This is a genomic window from Aminiphilus sp., from assembly GCF_029975095.1.
GTDB lineage: Bacteria > Synergistota > Synergistia > Synergistales > Aminiphilaceae > Aminiphilus.
This window is the reverse complement of the sequence record NZ_JARKPW010000048.1, coordinates 1-19,695: the sequence shown is the minus strand read 5'-3', so window position 1 is coordinate 19,695 and position 19,695 is coordinate 1. Positions and strand designations below refer to the sequence as shown.

Annotated in this window: 21 protein-coding genes; all 21 read left to right on the top strand. The window is 61.5% G+C overall.

Annotated features, from left to right (window positions below):
• Nucleotides 1-35 precede the first annotated feature (35 nt).
• Nucleotides 36-518, top strand: a complete 483-nt coding sequence (locus Q1K49_RS03070; protein WP_300522667.1) for a chemotaxis protein CheW — start codon at nucleotides 36-38, stop codon at nucleotides 516-518.
• A 4-nt stretch (nucleotides 519-522) separates the two neighbouring features.
• Nucleotides 523-2,529, top strand: a complete 2,007-nt coding sequence (locus Q1K49_RS03065; RefSeq protein ID WP_300522665.1) for a methyl-accepting chemotaxis protein — start codon at nucleotides 523-525, stop codon at nucleotides 2,527-2,529.
• A 123-nt stretch (nucleotides 2,530-2,652) separates the two neighbouring features.
• A complete protein-coding gene (locus Q1K49_RS03060) occupies nucleotides 2,653-3,462 on the top strand; it encodes a CheR family methyltransferase (RefSeq protein ID WP_300522662.1) in 810 nt (269 codons plus the stop codon).
• 26 nt (nucleotides 3,463-3,488) lie between these two features.
• Nucleotides 3,489-3,923 carry a response regulator gene (locus tag Q1K49_RS03055; RefSeq protein ID WP_300522660.1) on the top strand — a complete coding sequence of 145 codons (435 nt, stop codon included), beginning with the start codon at nucleotides 3,489-3,491 and terminating at the stop codon, nucleotides 3,921-3,923.
• Nucleotides 3,920-4,411: a chemotaxis protein CheD gene (locus Q1K49_RS03050; RefSeq protein WP_300522657.1), complete on the top strand. Its 492-nt coding sequence runs from the start codon at nucleotides 3,920-3,922 to the stop codon at nucleotides 4,409-4,411. The genes Q1K49_RS03055 and Q1K49_RS03050 overlap by 4 nt, the downstream gene beginning before the upstream one ends.
• A complete protein-coding gene (locus Q1K49_RS03045; RefSeq protein ID WP_300522654.1) occupies nucleotides 4,401-5,474 on the top strand; it encodes a chemotaxis response regulator protein-glutamate methylesterase in 1,074 nt (357 codons plus the stop codon). The genes Q1K49_RS03050 and Q1K49_RS03045 overlap by 11 nt, the downstream gene beginning before the upstream one ends.
• A gap of 5 nt (nucleotides 5,475-5,479) precedes the next feature.
• Nucleotides 5,480-7,027, top strand: coding sequence for an ATP-binding protein (locus Q1K49_RS03040; RefSeq protein ID WP_300522651.1), 1,548 nt, complete (start codon nucleotides 5,480-5,482; stop codon nucleotides 7,025-7,027).
• Nucleotides 7,028-7,134: 107 nt separating this feature from the next.
• Nucleotides 7,135-8,127, top strand: a complete 993-nt coding sequence (locus tag Q1K49_RS03035; RefSeq protein WP_300522648.1) for an ornithine cyclodeaminase family protein — start codon at nucleotides 7,135-7,137, stop codon at nucleotides 8,125-8,127.
• A 153-nt stretch (nucleotides 8,128-8,280) separates the two neighbouring features.
• Nucleotides 8,281-8,949 (top strand): PAS domain-containing protein, encoded by a 669-nt coding sequence (locus Q1K49_RS03030; protein ID WP_300522645.1) that lies wholly within the window; start codon nucleotides 8,281-8,283, stop codon nucleotides 8,947-8,949.
• On the top strand, nucleotides 8,930-9,361 hold the full coding sequence (locus Q1K49_RS03025) for a poly-gamma-glutamate biosynthesis protein PgsC/CapC (RefSeq protein ID WP_300522642.1): 432 nt from the start codon (nucleotides 8,930-8,932) through the stop codon (nucleotides 9,359-9,361). The genes Q1K49_RS03030 and Q1K49_RS03025 overlap by 20 nt, the downstream gene beginning before the upstream one ends.
• Nucleotides 9,362-9,370: 9 nt before the next feature.
• Nucleotides 9,371-10,483, top strand: a complete 1,113-nt coding sequence (pgsW, locus tag Q1K49_RS03020) for a poly-gamma-glutamate system protein (RefSeq protein ID WP_300522639.1) — start codon at nucleotides 9,371-9,373, stop codon at nucleotides 10,481-10,483.
• Nucleotides 10,480-11,577 carry a Mur ligase family protein gene (locus tag Q1K49_RS03015; RefSeq protein ID WP_300522637.1) on the top strand — a complete coding sequence of 366 codons (1,098 nt, stop codon included), beginning with the start codon at nucleotides 10,480-10,482 and terminating at the stop codon, nucleotides 11,575-11,577. Before pgsW ends, Q1K49_RS03015 begins: the two co-directional genes overlap by 4 nt.
• 167 nt (nucleotides 11,578-11,744) lie before the next feature.
• Nucleotides 11,745-12,686: a branched-chain-amino-acid transaminase gene (gene ilvE, locus Q1K49_RS03010; protein ID WP_213692374.1), complete on the top strand. Its 942-nt coding sequence runs from the start codon at nucleotides 11,745-11,747 to the stop codon at nucleotides 12,684-12,686.
• Between the two features lie 89 nt (nucleotides 12,687-12,775).
• Complete coding sequence (gene buk / locus Q1K49_RS03005; RefSeq protein WP_300522633.1) at nucleotides 12,776-13,861, top strand: butyrate kinase; 1,086 nt, start codon at nucleotides 12,776-12,778, stop codon at nucleotides 13,859-13,861.
• Nucleotides 13,862-13,945: 84 nt separating this feature from the next.
• Nucleotides 13,946-14,872, top strand: a complete 927-nt coding sequence (locus Q1K49_RS03000) for a phosphate butyryltransferase (RefSeq protein WP_300522630.1) — start codon at nucleotides 13,946-13,948, stop codon at nucleotides 14,870-14,872.
• 129 nt (nucleotides 14,873-15,001) lie between these two features.
• Complete coding sequence (gene ptb / locus Q1K49_RS02995; RefSeq protein ID WP_300522626.1) at nucleotides 15,002-15,922, top strand: phosphate butyryltransferase; 921 nt, start codon at nucleotides 15,002-15,004, stop codon at nucleotides 15,920-15,922.
• A gap of 77 nt (nucleotides 15,923-15,999) precedes the next feature.
• A complete protein-coding gene (buk, locus tag Q1K49_RS02990) occupies nucleotides 16,000-17,094 on the top strand; it encodes a butyrate kinase (RefSeq protein ID WP_300522624.1) in 1,095 nt (364 codons plus the stop codon).
• 3 nt (nucleotides 17,095-17,097) lie between these two features.
• Nucleotides 17,098-18,063, top strand: coding sequence for an NAD(P)-dependent oxidoreductase (locus Q1K49_RS02985; RefSeq protein ID WP_300522622.1), 966 nt, complete (start codon nucleotides 17,098-17,100; stop codon nucleotides 18,061-18,063).
• A 283-nt stretch (nucleotides 18,064-18,346) separates the two neighbouring features.
• Nucleotides 18,347-18,475, top strand: a complete 129-nt coding sequence (locus Q1K49_RS02980; protein ID WP_300522620.1) for a hypothetical protein — start codon at nucleotides 18,347-18,349, stop codon at nucleotides 18,473-18,475.
• Nucleotides 18,476-18,714: 239 nt separating this feature from the next.
• Nucleotides 18,715-19,113 carry a hypothetical protein gene (locus Q1K49_RS02975; protein ID WP_213694326.1) on the top strand — a complete coding sequence of 133 codons (399 nt, stop codon included), beginning with the start codon at nucleotides 18,715-18,717 and terminating at the stop codon, nucleotides 19,111-19,113.
• A gap of 33 nt (nucleotides 19,114-19,146) precedes the next feature.
• The coding region (locus Q1K49_RS02970; RefSeq protein ID WP_300522619.1) for a PAS domain-containing protein at nucleotides 19,147-19,695 on the top strand (549 nt) is incomplete at its 3' end.

Genomic DNA, 19,695 nt, shown 5'->3' with positions numbered 1-19,695 from the left:
GTGGAAGCCCTTTTCCGCTACGGAGGTGACGGATCGTGGAACAGCTCGGCGGCAAGTATCTGACCTTCGCCCTGGGGAAGGAAGAGTACGGCATTCCCATCCAGAGAGTGAAGGAGATCATCGGCATGATGGAGATCACCGGCGTGCCCAGAACCCCGGACTTCATCAAGGGGGTGATCAACCTCCGGGGAAAGATCATTCCTCTCATGGATCTGCGGCTCAAGTTCGGCCTGCCCGAAAAGCCCTATTCGGAGCGGACCTGCATCATCGTGGTGGAGGTCGCCTCCGAAGAGGAGCGGGGCGTACGCACGACGGGCATTGCGGTGGACATGGTCTCGGAAGTGGTGAACATCGCCGACGGCGATGTGGAACAACCCCCCAGGTACGGCAACGGCGTGGACATCCGTTTTCTCCGGGGCATGGGCAAGGTGAAGGGGAAGGTGGTCATGCTCCTGGATATGGACAGAGTGTTGAGCGCGGAAGAATTCGCCCTTCTCGGGGACGTGAAAGGAGTGTAGAGACATGTTCAAGAACGCGAAACTCGCCTTCAAGATCACCTTCGGTTTCTGCGCCGTTCTGCTTATCGCCCTCATCATCGGCGGTCTCGGTGTCTACAACATGCGGAAGGTCCAGGGGGACTCGACCCGGCTGGCGAACATGCATATCCCCGAGGCGGACCTGGCGAGCCGGGTGGAGCGCCGGGCCCGGGCCGCCATGTACGGAATCCGGGGTTTCACGTATTCGGGGAATTCCGAAATGCTCGCCTCCGGCAAGGAGAACCTCGCCCGGCTTCTCGAGCTCTACAAGGAGATCGACACTCTGGTGGAGCGCTTCCCCGACGAACTCAAGACGCTGAATGAGAACGCCCGGGCAGCGCAAAAAAACACACTCGAGTACCAGGGGCTCGTCAAGGAGATTGAAGAGAATGCGAACCATCTCACCCAGATCCGGACCCAACTCGACCGGACTGCGGGAGAGTTCATGCAGGGATGCCAGGCCTATCTGGAAGAGATGGAGAAGGCAATGGCGGACCACGTGCTCCGGGGCGACCTGGAGGCCATCCGGGACCGCAACGACAAGATCCGGGGCATCAACGAAGTCATCGATGCAGGGAACACCATACGCCTCGCCACCTGGCGCGCCCAGGCGCTGCGCGATCCGGAGATTCTGAAGAACGTCCAGCCCCGGTTCGCCGACATCGCCAAGGGGCTCGAAACGCTCCGGGCGGGTACGCGCCAGGAGATGAATCTTCGCCATCTCGCAAGCATCGGCGAGGCGGCGAAGCACTATCAGGGACTGATGGAAGAGGTGGAGGGAGCGTTCTCGAACACCCAGAGAATTGCGACGCAGCTCGTCGCATCCGGCAACGAAGTGCTCGCCCTTGCGGAGAAGACCGCTCGGGGTGGGATGGATGCAGCGGTCCGGATTGCGAACGATGCTGTGTCCAGCCTTTCCTCGGCCTCTCTCGTGCTGGTGATCGGGCTTGCCGTGGCGATCGTGGTGGGGCTGCTCCTGGCGGTGCTCATCACGCTGAGCATCACCCGTCCGGTGAGCCGCATCTCGGAAGTGCTCTCCGAGGGTGCCGGTCAGGTGGCCGCCGCGTCGGGCCAGCTCTCGGGCGCGAGCCAGCAGCTCGCCGAGGGGAGCTCCGAACTGGCGGCCTCCATCGAGGAGACCTCCGCGACACTGCAGCAGTCCTCTTCTATGGTGCATCAGAATAACGAAAACACGAAGCAGGCGGCCATGCTTTCCCGGCAGTCCATGGACGCCGCGGAGGGGGGAAACCGGGAGATGGAGGAGATGATGTCCTCCATGGCGGAGCTGAAGAAATCCAGCGACGACATCGCCCGGATCATCAAGGTCATCGACGAGATCGCCTTTCAGACGAACATCCTGGCCCTCAATGCCGCCGTCGAGGCTGCCCGTGCGGGTGAAGCGGGCATGGGCTTCGCCGTCGTCGCCGAAGAGGTGCGCAACCTCGCCCAGCGGAGTGCCCAGGCCGCAAAGGACACGGCGGCGATCATCGAGAAGAACATCTCCCTCTCTCAGGAAGGCGTGGCGGTGGCCCAGAGGGTGAAGAGTTCTCTGGAAGAGATTTCCGCAGGGGCTCGGAAGGTCAGCGAGCTGGTGGACGAGATCGCCGCGGCGAGCCAGGAGCAGGCCCAGGGGATCGAGCAGATCAACAAGGCGATCCAGCAGATGGATCAGGTCACGCAGAGCACCGCCTCCAACGCGGAGGAGAGCGCCGCTGCCTCGGAGGAGTTGAATGCCCAGGCGGAGAGCATGAAAGAGGCGGTGCAGAATCTTCTCATGCTGGTTCACGGCGCGTCTGCGCTGCAGCAGGTGTCTTTCCAGACGCAGAAGCCGAAAGCCGCTCTCGGGGACAAGGCTTCCCAAGGAGTGTCTCGTGTTCCCCTGAAGGCGCAGAAAAATACGGGCAAGGCATTGCCGAACCGCAAGGGGGGCAAAACCCAGATGGTCCGTCCCGAGGACGTGATTCCCCTGGAGGACGATCTCCAGGACTTCTAGCGGCGCTCGCCGTCCGAAAGAAAAACCCGTGGAACCGGTCGTTCGCCTGCGGATTGTCTTCCCGGAGGAGGTCGTTGCAGCAAGATGTGAATCCGCCAAGACGAAGAGAGCGGGGAGTGTGCCATGATCGCGCCGCGCATGTCGGACAGACAGTTCCTCCAGTTTCAGGAGCTGATCTACAAGCGCTTCGGCATCCTCTACAAGGAGGAGAAGAAGGACATGCTTCAGGCGAAGATCTCCCGCCAGATGCGCAGTCTCGGTGTGGAATCCTACGACGAATATCTGGAGGCGATTCGTGGCGGGGACGACGAAAACTGGTTCTCCTTCGTGGACGACATCACCATCCATACCACGAACTTCTTTCGGGAGCGGAACCATTTCGACTATCTCCGGAAGAACATGGATGCTCTTTTGCGGAACAATCCGCTCGTCCGGCAGCGCTTCGAGATTCGTGCCTGGAGTTCCGCCTGCTCCACCGGAGAAGAGGCCTATTCCCTGGCGATGGTGCTCCGGGAGGCGCTGGACGAGCGGATTTCCCTGAAGATACTTGCCACGGACGTGAGCCGGGGATCTCTCGCCCGGGCGGCGGCGGGGTGGTATCGGTCGGAGATCCGCAAGGATGTGGAACCTTATTTCCTCCAGAAGTATTTTTCCCGGGAGGACGGGGGATTTCGGGTGAACGAATCGCTTCGGCGGTGCGTGACGTTCCGTTTTTTCAACCTTGCGGAGCATTTTCCTTTTCGGAACGTCTTCGACGTGATCTTCTGCCGCAACGTGATGATCTATTTTTCCCCGGAAATGCAGCAGGCCCTGCTCGGAAAGATGGCCCGGGTTCTTCCTCCGGGGGGCCTGTTCTTCATCGGCCATTCCGAGAGTCTCATCGGAAAGCAGCACCGTTTCCAGTACGTGCAGCCCACCATCTACATGCGTTGACGGCAGGCGAAGGAGGGGGAATGTGCGTGATCTTTCTCGTTGTGGAAGATGATCCGGTGAGCGCCACGGTCATTCGGGAAATTCTCAGACCCTTCGGCGAGAGCCATGTGGCGAACGATGGTGCCACGGCACTGCGTTTTTTTCGGGAATCCCTCGACGGAGGCGTGTCTTACGACTGTGTCTTTCTCGACATCATGATGCCCGACATGGACGGCCACGAGACACTCGAGGCGCTTCGGGGCGAGGAAGAGCGGCGGAATCTCTGGGGCTCCGACGCCGTTCGGGTGGTGATGGTCACGGCTCTCGGGGATTTCGAGAACGTGCGCATGTCCTTCCGCGAACAGTGCGACGGGTATCTCGTGAAACCCATACGCAGGGAGCGGGTGTTCGCCTTGCTTCGGGAATTGGGGCTCGTGAAGGAGTCCGCAGGCGAAACGGGAGGATCGATTCCCTCCGTATGATGCGGGAGGACGCACTGGAGGAGATGAGAACCCACTTTCTCCAACCCGGATGCATTCTCGTCAGCGACGAGCCACATCTGATTTCCACCGTGCTCGGTTCCTGCGTGTCCGTCTGTCTTCGTGACGAGGCGGTCCCGGTGGCGGGCATGAATCATTACGTCTTTCCGCGTCCCTGGTCGGGGCAACGGACTGCCCAGTTCGGCAGTCTTTCCCTTCCAATGATGCTCCGCCTTCTCCAGGAGCGGGGAGCGCGCCTGGAGCGTCTGGAGGCCCATGTTTTCGGAGGAGCGGAAAATCCGCAGCTCGGAAGTCCGATAGGCGGAAACAACGTCCGGTTCGCCCTGGACCTGCTGGCGTCAAAGCACATTTCCGTACTTTCCCGCGATGTGGGAGGCCGGCGGGGGCGTCACGTGATTTTCAACACCGCCACGGGAGAGACGCGAGTCCGCTTCATTGAAGACGGGGAGGTCCGGGGGCATGGCAAGTGAGGGGACGCGGAAGATCCGGGTGCTTGTCATCGACGATTCCGCTCTGGTCCGCAAGATCATCGCGGAGGAATTGTCCCGGGATTCCTCGGTGGAAGTGGTGGGGACGGCTCCGGATCCCATTGTCGGCAGGGACAAGATCGTGCAGCTCGATCCGGACGTGGTTCTTCTGGACATCGAGATGCCTCGCATGGATGGGCTTACGTTCCTCGAAAAGCTCATGCGACACAAACCGGTGCCGGTGATCATCGTCAGCTCCCTGGCGAAGGCGAACTCCCAGGTCGCGCTTCGTGCGTTGGACCTCGGAGCGGCGGAGGTGCTCTGCAAACCCGGCTCCTCCTATTCCGTGCGCGACATGGGCGAACAGCTTCTTTTCAAGATCAAGGCGGTGGCGTCCATCCGCAGGGATGCGCTGATGCGACGTCCGGCGATGCACATGAACCCAGGGGACCGGAACGGGCAGAATCCCTCCTCGTCGGGGGCGTTGCTCAAGACCACGAACCGTGTGGTCGCCATCGGGGCTTCCACGGGGGGGACCGAGGCGATCAGGGAAGTTCTTCGCCGGCTTCCCGCGGACATGCCTCCGGTGGTCATCGTGCAGCACATGCCGCAATATTTCACCCGCTCCTTCGCGGAACGGCTCAACGAATCCTGTGCTTTGGAGGTGAAAGAAGCGGAAGATCACGAATTGCTGCGTCCTGGCAAGGCTCTCCTTGCACCGGGCAATTCCCACATGATTCTGCGACGGAGCGGTGCCAGCTACTTCGTTGAGATCAAGGACGGTCCTCTGGTCTTTCACCAGCGTCCTTCCGTGGAGGTGCTCTTCAGCTCTGTGGCGAAATACGCCGGTTCAAACGCTCTTGGGGTCATCCTGACGGGCATGGGGAAGGACGGTGCCCAGGGATTGCTGGAGATGCGGAATGCCGGGGCGTGGACCATCGCCCAGGATGAGCGGACGAGCGTGGTTTTCGGTATGCCCAAGGAAGCCGTCGCCCTCGGGGCGGTCTGTGAGGTTCTGCCTCTGGAGCGCATTGCCGGAGCGATGGTGCAGCGTCTTCGAGAGTGAGGCGAATGGGGACGGAACAGGTGACTTCCGGCAGTTTTTCACGAAAAAAGGCGGAGCGTGGCGCGTCCGATCCCGTCATCTACGTCGTGGAGGACGAGAGCCTCATCGCCCTGGACCTTCGAGAACGGCTCAGGAAACTGCATTATCAGGTCTGTGCGGTCTCGGCCAGCGGCGAGGAGGCGGTGGAGCGGGTCGGTGAATTCCATCCCGATCTCGTCCTTATGGACATCCGCCTGAAGGGAGAGATGGACGGCATCGATGCGGCGAGGGCGATCCGGGAACGCCACGACATTCCCGTGGTTTTTCTCACCGCCTATGCCGAAGAGAAGACCCTCGAGCGGGCCAGGATCACCGAGCCCTACGGGTACGTGCTCAAGCCCGTTCAGGACAGAGAACTGGACATCAACATCCAGATCGCCCTCTATAGACACAAGGCGGATCAGGAGCTTCGCAGGACCAAGAAATGGCTCGACACACTGCTGCTTTCCCTTGGGGACGGGCTTCTCGCCACGGCTCCCGGGGGCAAGGTTCTCCTCATGAACCCCGCAGCGGAGCGCCTGACCGGATGGACCTTCGAGGAGTCCTTCGGCCGCTCCGCCGACGAGGTGCTGCGCCTGGTGGGCGAGGAACGGACTGAAGAGGGGGACTCCCCGGCGAAAGAGGTGCATAACGTCTTTCTGCTCGCGCGCGATGGTTCGCGGACGCCCGTGAGCGTCAGCTCCGGATCCGTCCGGGACAGTGACGGCAAGGAATACGGTTCGGTGCTGCTCCTCCACGACATGAGCGAACGCCTCCGTTACGAGGTGGAACTCCGACGGGCCAAGGTCGCCGCGGAGCAGGCGAACCGTGCGAAGAGCGAGTTCTTTGCCGTGGTCACGCACGAGTTCCGAACTCCCCTGAACGGCATTGTGGGCATGGCGGACCTTCTGCTGGCCGGGGAGTGTACTCCGAAGCAGAAGGAGTACGTGGAAATCCTTCGGTCTTCCTCGGAAGTGCTGCTTTCTCTTGTCAACGACATCCTGGACCTGTCGAAGATCGATGCGGGGCGTTTGGAAATCACCGAAAGGCCCTTCGATCTTCCGCTTTTGCTGGACCAGCTTTGCCGTGTCTTCTCCCTTCGCTGCGCCAGGAAAGGGTTGCACTTCTCTCTCGACATCGCTCCGGATGTTCCGGTCACTGTGTGGGGGGATGGGCTCCGGCTTCGTCAGATCCTGATGAATCTTCTGGAGAACGCCTATAAGTTCACTCACGAGGGATGTGTGGAGGTTGAGGTCTCTGAGGTGAAAAGGGACGATTTCATCTCGACGCTGCGGTTCATCGTGCGGGATACCGGCATCGGCATCGCCCGGGAAAAACAGGCTGCCATCTTCGACAGGTTTACCCAGGCGGACGGATCGGCACGACGCAAATATTCGGGGACGGGGCTCGGACTCTCCATTGCCCGGGAACTCGCCACGCTTCTGGAAGGCACCATTACCCTGGAGAGCGAACTCGGAAAGGGGAGCGCGTTTCAGGTCGAGCTTCCCTTCAGGATCGCCAGGGATAAAAAATAATTGTCAGATTGACACTATTATGTCTGGGCGCTAGCATTCCTTGTAAAGAAAACCGTCATGTCCCCGCTGTTCCTCTCCGGGGACGATGACCGACGGAGGAGGGGTCTGTGGTGCTGTTGCTCGACAGGGAAGCCATATGCTCGGTGTTCACCATGCGCGATGCCATCGAGGCGGACAAGAGGGCCTTCGTCCTCCATTCGGAGCGGAGAACCCAGGTGCCGTTGCGGAGCACTCTTGATGTGGGGAAGGGAAAGGGGCAGTGCCTTTTCATGCCCGCCTATGCGGAGGGGGTCGAGCAGGCGGGTGTCAAGATCGTCTCCGTGTTCCCCGGTAACGCGCAGAAGGGGAAACCCGTGGTTCCGGCGACGATGATTCTGTTGGACGGAGAGACGGGCGAAGTGGATGCGCTCCTGGACGGAACGGTTCTTACCCAGATGCGTACTGCCGCCATCTCCGGTGCTGCGACGGAGCTGCTGGCCCGTTCCGACGCCTCCACGGCGGCGCTCTTTGGCACGGGAGGGCAGGCAGAGGCTCAGCTTGAGGCGCTGCTCACGGTGCGCGCCCTGAAAAAAGTGTTCGTCTTTGACGTGGTCCGGGAACGCACGGAAGCGTTCGTGGAGCGCATGGCACCCCTGGCGGCGCGCTTCGGCGCGACGCTTTGCGCCGCAGCCTCTTCCGACGAGGCCGTCGAGGAGGCGCAGGTCATCACGGCGGTGACCACCTCGCCGACTCCCGTCTTCGACGGGAACCGCGTCGCGCCGGGTACCCACGTGAACGGCGTGGGGGCCTACCGGCCGGACATGCAGGAACTTGATGTCCGTCTGTTGGAGCGGGCCGACCGGATCTTTGCGGACAGCTTAGACGCGGTGCTTGCCGAGGCGGGGGATTTTCTAATTCCCCAGGCCCAGGGACGTTTCGCGCCGGAGCGCATTGCGGGAGAACTGGGAGATCTCCTGCTGGGACGTGTTCCGGGACGAACGTCTCCCGAGGAGATCACGGTCATGAAGACCGTCGGTTTCGCCGCCCTGGATGTGGTGTCCGCCGCCGCCATCGTGAAGAAGGCCCGGGAGGCGAAGGTGGGGCGCACGCTGGAACTGTGAGAACCTGAGCCGGGCTCGTCCCGAGTGTTTTCTCCGTCTTTGCGGGCAAGTCAGAATGTTGACGCCCTTGGAGAGGGTGGTAGGATAAAGCGGCGTTTCCGCTCGGAAAGAGGGGAGACGCCGCATCCTGTTTCGAGGAACGGAAGGCTTTGCATGAACCCACAAATGTGTCATCCCTTGTTGCTTCCCTTCATTCCTGTCGTGCGGGTCCTCGGAAAAACTCTGGGGCCGGATTGGGAGATCGTGCTTCACGACGTGTCCGACGGAGGCCACCGGGTGGTGGTCATGGAGAACGCGTCACTCACGGGGCGTTCCTCCGATTCCCCCCTCACGGAGTTCGGCGCGTTTCTTCTCCGCTCGGAAGAATGCGAGGATCTCGACTACATCGCCAACTACGCCTCCACCGGGCCGGACGGTCGGGCTCTGCGCTCCAGCGTCGTCCTCGTCCGGGACGGAGAGGGTGACCTCGTGGGATTGCTCTGTCTCAACCAGGACATGACCAGGGCGCAACTGCTCCGGGAGTGGGCGGAAACGCTCACGAAGGTGGATCCGCTTCCGTTGGCCGCTCCCACGGAACGTTTCGTCTCGGGAAGCGACATGCATTTCGAGGAACTTCTTCGGGAAGTGCGCCCGCTCTTCGGAAAACCGCTCCGCTTCCTCTCGCGTAAAGAGCGGGAGCTTCTTCTGGAGCGCCTTCATGAGCGAGGGTTCTTCTCGTTCAAGGGGGCGATGGAGGTGCTCTGCCGCGAGACGGGAAAAAGCCGTTTCACTCTCTATGCCCATCTTCGGGAGGTGCGGCGCCGTGTCGACCGGCCCCTTTGAGGAGTTGCTGCGCCTGATTCTGGGTGTCGCCGCCGGAGCGCTCTTCTCTGCCCGGACGGGTTTCGCCACGGGAGGCATCATCACGCCGGGTTTTCTTGCGGTGGTGGGGTTCCGTTCCTTCGCCGCTCCTCTCGTCTTCGGCCTCGGTATGCTGCTGGCCCTTGTCCTGGAGGCCACAACGCGCTGCTTCGGTCTCTACGGAAGAAGGCGCATGACCGTGGCGATTCTCCTTTCTCTGAGCGTCTTTCTTTTCTGGAGCGCGTTTTTCCCTCTCTCGGTTCCCTGGAGCGGATGGCTGGTGCCTGGCCTTCTCGCGGGGGACGCGCAACGCCAGGGCGCGCTTCCAACCTGTGCAGGAGCCCTGGCGGCGGGAGCCGCGGCGATCCTGGTTCGGGAACTGCTCCCCTTTTAGGTGATTTTCGTGAAAGAGTTCTTTCGGAAATTCCTCTTCGGTGACGGTGCATCGCCCTTTTCCCGGCGCAGCGTGCTCGGGCTCGTTCTGCTCGCTGCTCTTCTTGTGCTGTGCACCCTGGGGGATGGAACGGGGGGAGGATTCCGTCTTTCTCGGGAAGAAGAGCGTTTGTGGGACAGGGTTCGTGCCGCACAGGAGGTGCTCGTCGCCGAGCGGAATGCCCGGGGCATCGCTTCCCCGAAAGAGGTCGATCCCTGGGGAACGGGACTGATCGGCCTGGAGTGGAGTGCTGTGACGACTACCCTGGGAGACCTGGAGGCGAAACGGACGTCCTGCGATCCGCGCTGGGCGGTGCGGGTGTTCCGATGGTTGAAGGAGGCCGGGCTCGCCCGGGGAGACCGGGTTGCGATTCTTTCCTCCGCCTCCTTTCCCGGATTTCTCCTCGCCGCACTCGCCGCGGCGGAGGAGATGGGCCTTTCCGTGCTGCTCGCGCCGTCTCTGGCGGCCTCCACCTGGGGAGCGAACGTGCCGGAGCTGCTTCTGCCGGACCTGCTGACGCTCCTGCGGCGCCGTGGGTTGCTGCGGACTGCTCCGGCGTTCTGTACGTTGGGAGGGGACGGCGAAACCGGAGGCGGTCTCGCTGCCGAGGGTGTTGCCCTGCTTCGCGAATCGGCCCGGCGAAACGGTGTTCCACTGCTTGAGGAGGAGCGCCTGGAGATGATGGTGGCGGAAAAGACGCGCCGGGTGCTTGACTTCGATCCGGAACTCGTGGTGCAAATTGGCGGGAGCCACGCCAATCTGGGGACCGATCCCGAAGTGACACTCCTTCCCGGGGGGCTCCATTTTCCGGAGGTGACCTTTCGTGGAGACGGCGGGGAGGCTTCTTCCCGTCGGATGCCTGTTTCCGCCTATGGCAACGGTGTTCTCGGGAAACTGGCCGGGGTCGGGCTTCCCGTGATCCATCTCCTGAACGTGCGCGATCTCGCCCGGAGAAACGGCATCCCCTTCGACGAAGCACCGGAGCGGAAAGGGCCGGCGACTCGGGGGCGACTCGGAGCCGTCGTAGGGCTCGTCGCTTTTGCGTCGGGATTGGCGCTCTTCTCTCGGTGGGAGCTGGAATGAGCGGATTCGCTTGCTGCCGGGGCGGTTCTTTTTCGCAAGAGTGCGTACGAGGGCTTCCGGTGGTGCGGATTCTCGTCACGGGAACGCGGGGAAAAAGTGGCACCGTACGCCTTCTTGCCGCCGCACTTGCGGCGCAGGGGTATGCCGTGTGGGCACGCATCACCGGAGTGACCCCCCTTTCTCTGGAACCGGCGGGGACAAAGGCCATTCGCCGCGCCGCGGGGGCTCACGTGGAGGAGATGCGCTGGTGGTTGGGCCACGTGGCCCGGGAGGTGTCCAGATATCGGGAAACAGATTCCTCTGCCGGCAAGGAAGCGGTGGTCCTCGAAAACAGTGCCGTCGCCCCGGAACTGCAACATCTCGCGGGATGCTGGATGGATCCGACTCTTGTGGTGTGGACCAATGCCAGAGCGGATCACGAGGAGGTCTGGGGGCCGGGAACCGAGCGGGCTTTTCGCGTTCTCCTCGGAGGAGTGCCACCGCATGTGCCCGTGGCATGCGGCGGAGAGCTTGCTGCGGATGCTGCCCGGATCGGGGCGATGAAAGCCCGGGGATGTGCTCCCTTTGGTCTTTCCGATGCCGACGGGGTACCTTCCTTCCGGGAAATATGCTCCGGAGGAAACCCCTGGCCCGATTCCACCGCGGTACTTGCCGCCTGTATCCGTCTCGGACTGGACCTGGAACTCTCCCGTCGCGCCTGGGAAGCGCTGCCTCCGAGTGTCGGGGAATTTCGGGTGCTTTCCCTGCCGGGGTGTTCCGGAGGAGACGTTGCTCTTGCTTCAGCATTCGCGGCGAACGATCCGGAGAGCACGCGATTTTTGTGGGAGAAACTAGGGTGGCTCCCGGAGGAGACTACCCTGTGGTATCACCACCGAATGGACCGTCCCGCCCGATACAGGGCGTTTCTTCCCTGGATGTATTCTCTTCCCTGGAAGGCCCGCTGGATCACCGGCCCTGCGCCGTTTCGCAGCTCCCGATTCCTCCGGCTCGGAACTCCCTCACCGGAAGAGATGACCTGTCGTCTCTCGGGACGGGTGTTCGGCTGCGGCAACATAGCGGGACTTCCGCTGGAATTGCTCCTGCGGATCGGTTGACGTTTCGCACGATCCACGGGAGGCTGCCTCCGGCGAGGTTGCGGTGGAGCGCTCGGAAGGCTGAGCTTGTTGTGGTGACGGTTCGTCTTCTTGGGATATAATACAAATGCGGCGTTTGTGCCGTCGGAGAAAAGAACTGTTCCTACGTGCAGAGGAGGGGTGCGAACATGTCGGTGATCTATCTCAATGGGCAGTACGTCCCCGCAGAGGAAGCGAAGGTCTCGGTCTTCGATCATTGTTTTCTCTACGGCGACGGCGTGTTCGAGGGTATTCGTGCCTACAACGGTCGGGTTTTCCGGCTGGAGGAGCACATCGATCGTCTTTATGATTCCGCGAAGGCCATCTGGCTTCCCATTTCGCTCTCGAAGGAAGAAATGATGGAGATCGTGGCGGAAACCTGCCGGCGGAACAACCTGCGTGATGCCTACATCCGGCTTGTGGTGAGCCGGGGCGTGGGCGATCTCGGGTTGGACCCGAGAAAGTGTCACGGCAATGCCTCGGTGGTCTGCATCGCCGCCTCCATCGCCCTCTACCCGGAGGAGTTCTATGAGAAGGGGCTCAAGGTAATCACCGCCGCCACTCGGCGCAATTACGGGGAGGTTCTCGCACCCCAGGTAAAAAGCTGCAACTACCTGCCGAACATCATGGCCAAGATCGAGGCGGTCAACGCGGGTGTTCTCGAGGCCATCTGCATGAGCCGCGAAGGATACGTCGCGGAGTGCACGGGGGACAACATCTTTCTCGTCAAGAACGGCGTGGTGAAGACTCCCCATTCCGCAGTGGGCATTCTCCTCGGGGTCACCCGGAACGCCGTGATCGACGTGGCTCGAAACGCAGGTTACGCTGTGGAGGAGACGTTCCTGAACCGCTGGGACATCTACACGGCGGATGAAATTTTCCTCACGGGAACCGCGGCGGAGGTCATTCCCGTGGTGGAGGTGGACCTGCGGAGTGTCGGAGACGGAAAACCAGGACCTGTGACGAAGAAAATCAGGGACGTTTTCTGCAAACTCGTCCGAGGCGAGGGATACGAGATCTACCGGGATGCGCGCCCCCACGAGAAACGGGGGCCCGTCAAGGATTTCGTGGGGTGTCACGAGGAGAACTAGGTGTAGGAACGGACGGGGACGGGAGGGCTTCCCGTCCTTTTTCCGTCGGTACATGTCTTTTCGAGAGGACGAACGGAGGAGGGAGCCCTGTGGGATCGCAGGTACTTGCCATCAATCCGGGATCGACGAGCACCAAGATCGCCTGGTATCGGGACGATGAAGAGGCGTGGAGGGTGACCCTGTCCCACTGCGTGGAAGAGGTCGCAGCCTTTCCGTGCGTTGCGGAACAGTTTTCCTTCCGTCTCCGGGTGATCGAGCAGGCGGTGGCGGAGGAGGGGGGGGATCTGGATGCGCTTCAGGCCGTGGTGGGACGGGGCGGCATCGTGGACTCCATCCCGGGGGGGACCTATGCGGTGGATGAACTGCTTCTGAACCACCTGCGCCGGGGAAAGCCCTGGGAACACGCCTCGAACCTGGGAGGAATCCTCGCGGCGGCCATCGCCTTTCCGCGCAAGATCCCCGCCTACATCGTCGATCCGGTCGCCGTGGACGAGCTGGAAGCCGTTGCACGAGTCACGGGACTTCCGGAGCTGCCGAAGCACTCTCTGGGACACGCGCTGAACATCAAGGCCACGGTGCGCCGCGCCGCGAAGGATCTCGGTCGGGACTGGCGGAAGATGAACGTCGTCGTGGCCCATCTCGGCGGAGGCATCTCCATCTGCACCCACAAGGCGGGACGGATGGTGGATCTCAACAATGCCAACGAATTCGGCCCCTTTTCACCGGAGCGCTCCGGAGGAGTTCCGGCGGGGGACCTCGTCCGTCTTTGTTTCAGCGGCAACCATACCATGCAGGACCTCCGCAAGAAAATCGCCGGAGCGGGCGGTGTTGCGGGATATCTGGGAACGAGCGACCTCAGGGAAGTGAAGCGCAGGATCGCCGAGGGAGACGGGAAGGCCCGTCTCGTCTACGAAGCCATGGCCTACCAGGTGGCGAAGGAGATCGGCGCTTATGCGGTCCCCCTGGAGGGGAAGCCCGAGGCGATTCTGCTCACGGGGGGCGTGGCGCACGACGGTGAGTTCGTCCGTCTCGTCACGGAACAGGTGCAGTGGATTGCTCCCGTCCTCGTCTACCCTGGCGAGGACGAGATGCGTGCCCTTGTGGAAGGGGCATTGCGCGTCCTGCGCGGCGAGGAGCCGTGCCTGCGCTACGGCGAGATGATCGCCGCTTCCTGACTGAGGGGCTTTCGGAGAAAACCGCATGCCCTGTCGCACCGTGGTGTGCGGAAACGGAAACGTGTTGCGGGAGGCGGAAAAAGCATGACGCATGATGGGGAATTCTCTTCTTGTCGGAATCTTAATTTCCTGCTCGACCGTTGTCGGGATGGCAAACGCATGCGCATTGCCGTCGTCTGCGCCCAGGACGAGGATGTTCTCGTCGCACTGGATGAGGCACGGCGACAGGGCATTGTCGAGGGCGTTCTCGTGGGTGACCAGGCGAAGATCGAGAAGATCGCGGGAACAGTGGGCGTCGATGTCGGAGCGTTTGAAATCGTGCACGAGCCCGGTGAGGCCGGTGCGGCGGAGCGGGCGGTGCGGATGGTTGCCGAGGGACGGGCGGACACCCTCATGAAGGGACTGGTCAAGACAGCGACGCTCCTCAAGGCGGTGCTCAACAAGGAGTGGGGGTTGCGCTCCGGAGCACTGCTGAGCCATCTGTTCCTCTTCTACATTCCGAAGATGGGGCGTTTCTACGGGCTGACCGACGGAGGGATCAACACCTCTCCGGATCTCCAAGCCAAGGTAGGGATCATCGAAAATGCGGTGAAGTGCTACCATGCGCTCGGATGTGCCCGTCCTCGAGTGGCGGCGCTCGCCGCCGTGGAAGTGGTGAACCCGGACATGCCCTGCACGCTCGACGCGGCGGCGCTCACCCAGATGCAACGGCGGGGACAGATCAAGGGGTGTCTGGTTGACGGTCCTCTGGCACTGGACAACGCGGTGAGCGAGGAAGCCGCCCGACACAAGGGGATCGATTCGGACGTCGCCGGAAAAGCGGACATCCTTCTTGTACCCGACATCGAGGCGGGAAATCTTCTGGGAAAGACCATGCTCTATCTCACCGGGGGCGACGGAGCGGGGGTGATTCTCGGGGCGAAAGTTCCGGTGGTGCTCACCAGCCGGATCGATTCGGCCCGGACGAAGCTCCTCTCCATCGCTCTCGGTGCCGTTCTTTCCAGAAAGTGACCCTCTCCGAAGAACGGTCCGGAGGAGGAACATCGCCTTGGCGTATGTCCGAGAGAGCGGTATAGTGTATCCAAGAGATGGAAACGCTCATCCATAATTTCCAAATTATAAGGGGAGGTTCTGACCAGCATGAAGCAGATTCGGTCGTTGACGGAACTGATGGAGTACGCCCGGGAGATCGGGCCCCGCAAGATCAGCGTCGCCCTGGCGGAGGACGCGGAGGTCATGGAAGCCGTCGAGGATGCCCGCAAGAACGGCATCGCCACCGCGATCCTCGTGGGTAACGCGGTGAAGATCGCCGATGTGGCGGCGAAGCTGGGCATCGATCTCGCGAATTACGAGGTCGTGGACGAGCGGGGCAACGAGAACGCCGTGGCCCTCAAGGCCGTGGAGCTCGTGTCGTCAGGGAGCGCGGACATTCTCATGAAGGGGATGATCAAGACCGCCAACTTCCTTCGGGGCGTTCTCAACAAGGAGAAGGGGCTCCGCTCGGGAGCGCTCATCTCCCACGTCTACATCCATCAGGTGGAAGGGTACGACCGGGTCTTCTTCATTTGCGATCCCGCGTTCAACATGTATCCGGACCTTCAGGCGAAGGTGAACATCCTGAACAATACGGTGGAACTCGCTCATGCCTTCGGCATCGCGAGTCCTAAAGTCGCCGTTCTGGGTGCCGTGGAAGTGGTGAATCCGGACATGCCCTGTACGCTCGACGCGGCAGCCCTTGCCCAGATGAGCCGCCGCGGGCAGATCAAGGGATGCGTCGTGGACGGTCCCTTCGCCCTGGACAACGCCATCAGCGTGGAAGCGGCGAAACATAAGGGAATCGAGTCCGAGGTGGCGGGAAACGCGGACATTCTCCTTGTGCCGGACATCGAGGCGGGGAACATGATGGCCAAGGCCATCGTCTACTTCGCGAGAAACAAGACCGCCGGACTCGTGTTGGGTGCTAAGGCGCCGGTGGTGCTCACGAGCCGCACGGATACCGCGGAGACGAAGCTCCTCTCCATCGCCTCCGCCGTGGCTCTCGCCGCCCACCAGGGGCGCTGACGCCCGAAGACGGACAACGAAGGGGCCGCTGCGTGCGGCCTCTTTGTTCGCTGTGTTTCACCTCGGAGGGAATGCGCATGACTGTGTCGAAGGACGGTTCCTTCACGATTTTCGTGATCAACCCCGGCTCCACCAGCACCAAGTTCGCCCTGTTCCGGGACGGCCAGGAACTTTTCTCCCACACCCAGCGGTACGATGTGGAGGTGTTGCGGGAGTTCGTCTCCATGGCGGACCAGGAGACGTTCCGGAGGACGGAGATCCTCAAAGTTCTCAACGCGGAGAAAATCAATCTTGCCGACGTGGATGCCGTGGTGGGACGGGGAGGACTGCTTCGTCCCATCGAGGGAGGCACCTATGTGGTGAACGCTCCCATGCTGGAAGATCTCGTCTCGTGCCGTTACGGAACGCACGCGAGCAATCTCGGGGCACCTCTGGCGCTTTCCCTGGCGCAGGAGGCCGGAGGCAAGCCCGCCTTCATCGTGGACCCGGTCGTGGTGGACGAGTTGCTTTCCCAGGTGCGACTCTCGGGTTTTCCAGGCATCGAAAGACGCTCCATCTTTCACGCGCTGAACCAGAAGGCCGTGGCCCGTCGTTTCGCCGCGGAGACGGGCAGACGCTACGAGGAGCTCAATCTCGTGGTGGCCCACATGGGGGGTGGCATCTCCGTGGGCGCTCACCTTCACGGGCGTGTTGCGGATGTCAACAACGCCCTTGACGGAGAAGGTCCCTTCTCGCCGGAGCGGGCGGGGTCTCTCCCCGCGGGAGAACTGGTCAAGTTCTGTTTCAGCGGAGCCGTGGACCTGGAGACCATGTTGCGGAAACTTGTGGGCGGCGGTGGCATGGTAGCCCATCTGGGTACCAATGACCTTCGCGAGGCCTATCGCCGTGCCTGCGAAGGCGACGCTTCGGCGGAGCTGGTTCTGGATGCCATGACCTACCAGGTGGCCAAGGAGATCGGTTCCCGGGCGGTGACGCTTCGGGGAGAGGTGGACGCGATTCTCCTCACGGGGGGGCTCGCCTACGCCGAGGATTTCGTGGAGCGCATCCGCCGGCGAGTACAGTGGATCGCCCCCGTGAAGGTCTACGAGGGTGAGGATGAACTGCGCGCCCTTGCAGAAGGCGCCTTGCGCGTGCTCCAAGGGCTGGAGACCGCGAAAATCTACGGAGGGTGAGCCATGCGTATCGCTGTTGTGGAACCGTTGGGCGCTCCCCGGAAACTCCTCGATGAACTCGCGGCGCCTCTTCGGGTTGCGGGACACGAGGTCTGTTTCGAGAGCGAACGGAGCACCGACGTGGAGATCCTCCGCCGGCGAGCGGAAGGTGCGGCGGTGGTGATCCTCGCCAACATCCCCTTCGGAGGAGATCTCATTCGTGCCCTGCCGGAGTTGCGGATGCTCTCCGTGGCCTTTACCGGGACGGATCACGTGGATTGCGCCGCCTGCCGTGAGCGGGGCATCTGGGTGTGCAATGCCGCGGGGTATGCCACGCAGGCCACGGCGGAAATGACCATCGCACTCATGCTCGGCGCTCTCCGCTGCGTTGCCGAAGGGGACAGGGTCGTTCGTCAGGGTGGTGTTCGCACCTATCTGGGAAAGGAACTCCGGGGCAGAAAAGTGGGGATTGTCGGGACCGGTGCCATCGGTCTCCGTGTGGCGGAATTGCTCCTTGCCTTCGGATGCGAGGTCGTCGCCTGGAGCCGCAGCATCCGGAAGGAAGCCCTGGCACTCGGCGTCACCTATGTGGATCTGGACGAACTTCTCGCCACCTGCGACATCGTTTCCCTCCATACGCCCCTTACAGAAGAGACGAAACTCCTGTTCGACCGGGAGCGGATCGCCCGCATGAAACCTGGCTCCCTGCTGTTGAATGTCTCCCGGGGAGGTGTGGTGGATTCCCACGCCCTCGCCGTTGCATTGGAAGAAGGGCATTTGAAGGGCGCGGGCATCGACGTCTTCGAAATGGAGCCGCCCATTCCCGCCGATCATCCCCTTCTCGCCGCGCCCAACACCTTGTTGGCGCCTCATGGAGGATTCGCCACCGAGGAAGCGCTCGCGAAACGAGCGCGGATCGTTTTCGAGAACGTCACGGCATGGCTGGAGGGACACCCAAGCAACGTGGTCGTCCGGGGGCGGAGTTTGTAGCGTCTGGTTTGTCTTTTCAGGGCGAAAGAAAACTGAAAGAGTGCGATTGTTTCCTTTTTGGAACATCGCAGAGGATTTCTGAGGGGTGTTTCTACCGGGATCTTCCAGGGATTTCTTTCAGGGGAGTCTTTTGTCTTGATTGTCGAAACGGTTGAATTGTAAGATAAATTCTCGTTCTTGACAAACAATAAGAGCGGGTGTAGCTTGTGCTCACGTCAAGGAGTTTCATTTTCCCGGAGGATTTTTGTCCGGAAAAGGAACGGAGCACAGGGAGGAATGTACCATGTTCGGTATGGATCCGGAGAAAATCATGTACCTGGAACGGAAGATGGCGGGACTTGAAGAGGAGCGGAACGAACTCGTCAAACTCATCCGTGATGCCGTCGCGGGCAGGAGTTCGGTCAGGAGCTGACGCGACCCTTCAGGGTTTTTACGCCCTTGGAATGTCTCTCGTCGAAACGCGGTGGAGAAAGGTGCATGAAACCTTTCTCCACCGCGTTTTTTGTGTCTCCGGAAAACGGTGTCCGTAGCGCTCTCCGAATCGTCTTGCCTCTCGAATGTGTTTCCCTGACAGCGACGCGGCCCTGATGCTGGTCGTGGCCCGATTACGCTACATTCCCTCCCATCAATGGGGGGAGGCGGTACCTGGATATGATCCCTTTGAAGGATGCAGATTTGGAGAAGAGCACATGGGGCGACGCATGTCAGCGTCTGATACGGGCATTGTGCGTCGAAACCCACGAGGCGTGGCCGGAGTCCAGTCGCTACCTCAACATGGATCTGTTGCTCGAACACAAAAAGGCACTCCTGGAAAAGTGTGGCTCATCGTCGCAGACGGTCGCCGAACGCCATGAAAACCTTTTTGCGCAGGCTGACGCACACAACGCGACCGTGGCGCCTTTTGCCCGGGAGGGAACGTCGTTGCTGAAAATATGCTATGGGAACGGCTCCGGGACGTTTGCGAGAAAGAAGACCGGTAGTTTTGCGGGCGGAATTTTTGTTTTTATTCCCAAGAAGATGGGGTATCCTAGAGAAAACGCACGTGTTTGATCATGCTCGGCCAAGAAAAGGAGGTGGAGGAGCATGCGGAACCCCGGGACGGGAGAAGGGGAGCGGCTGTGTCCGGTCTGCTCCTCGCGATGTGGTGTTCCTGAAGAAGCAGTGATCCTCTCCGGAGAGAACGGATGGAATCTGGAGCAGCTTTTTGACGTCTCCGCGGAGGCCATTCTGATTCTCGGAAGAAATCGGTGCATTCTTCGCGCCAATGACACATTCTGTCGGACCTTTGGTTTTTCCAGGGAACAGGTGGAGGGAAAGGCCTGCTTCGAAATCCTTCGCGCACCCTTCTGCAACGGTCCCGATTGTCCCTTGGAGCGTTCCTTCACTGCGGAGGAGACGCTGGAATTCCGCATGAACGTTCCCGCCAGGACGGGGGAGAACATCCCCTGTCTCGTCTTTGCCTCGCCCCTCCGGGATGGAGAGGGACGGGTCGTGGCCGTAGCGGAACAATTCCGGGACATGACGGAATGGCAGCGCCTGGAACGTCTGGCCAGGAAAGGCGAGGCTCATTTCCGCTCCCTCGTGGAGAGGACGGGACACCTTCTGGTGGAGATCGATGCGGCGCTTCGGTTC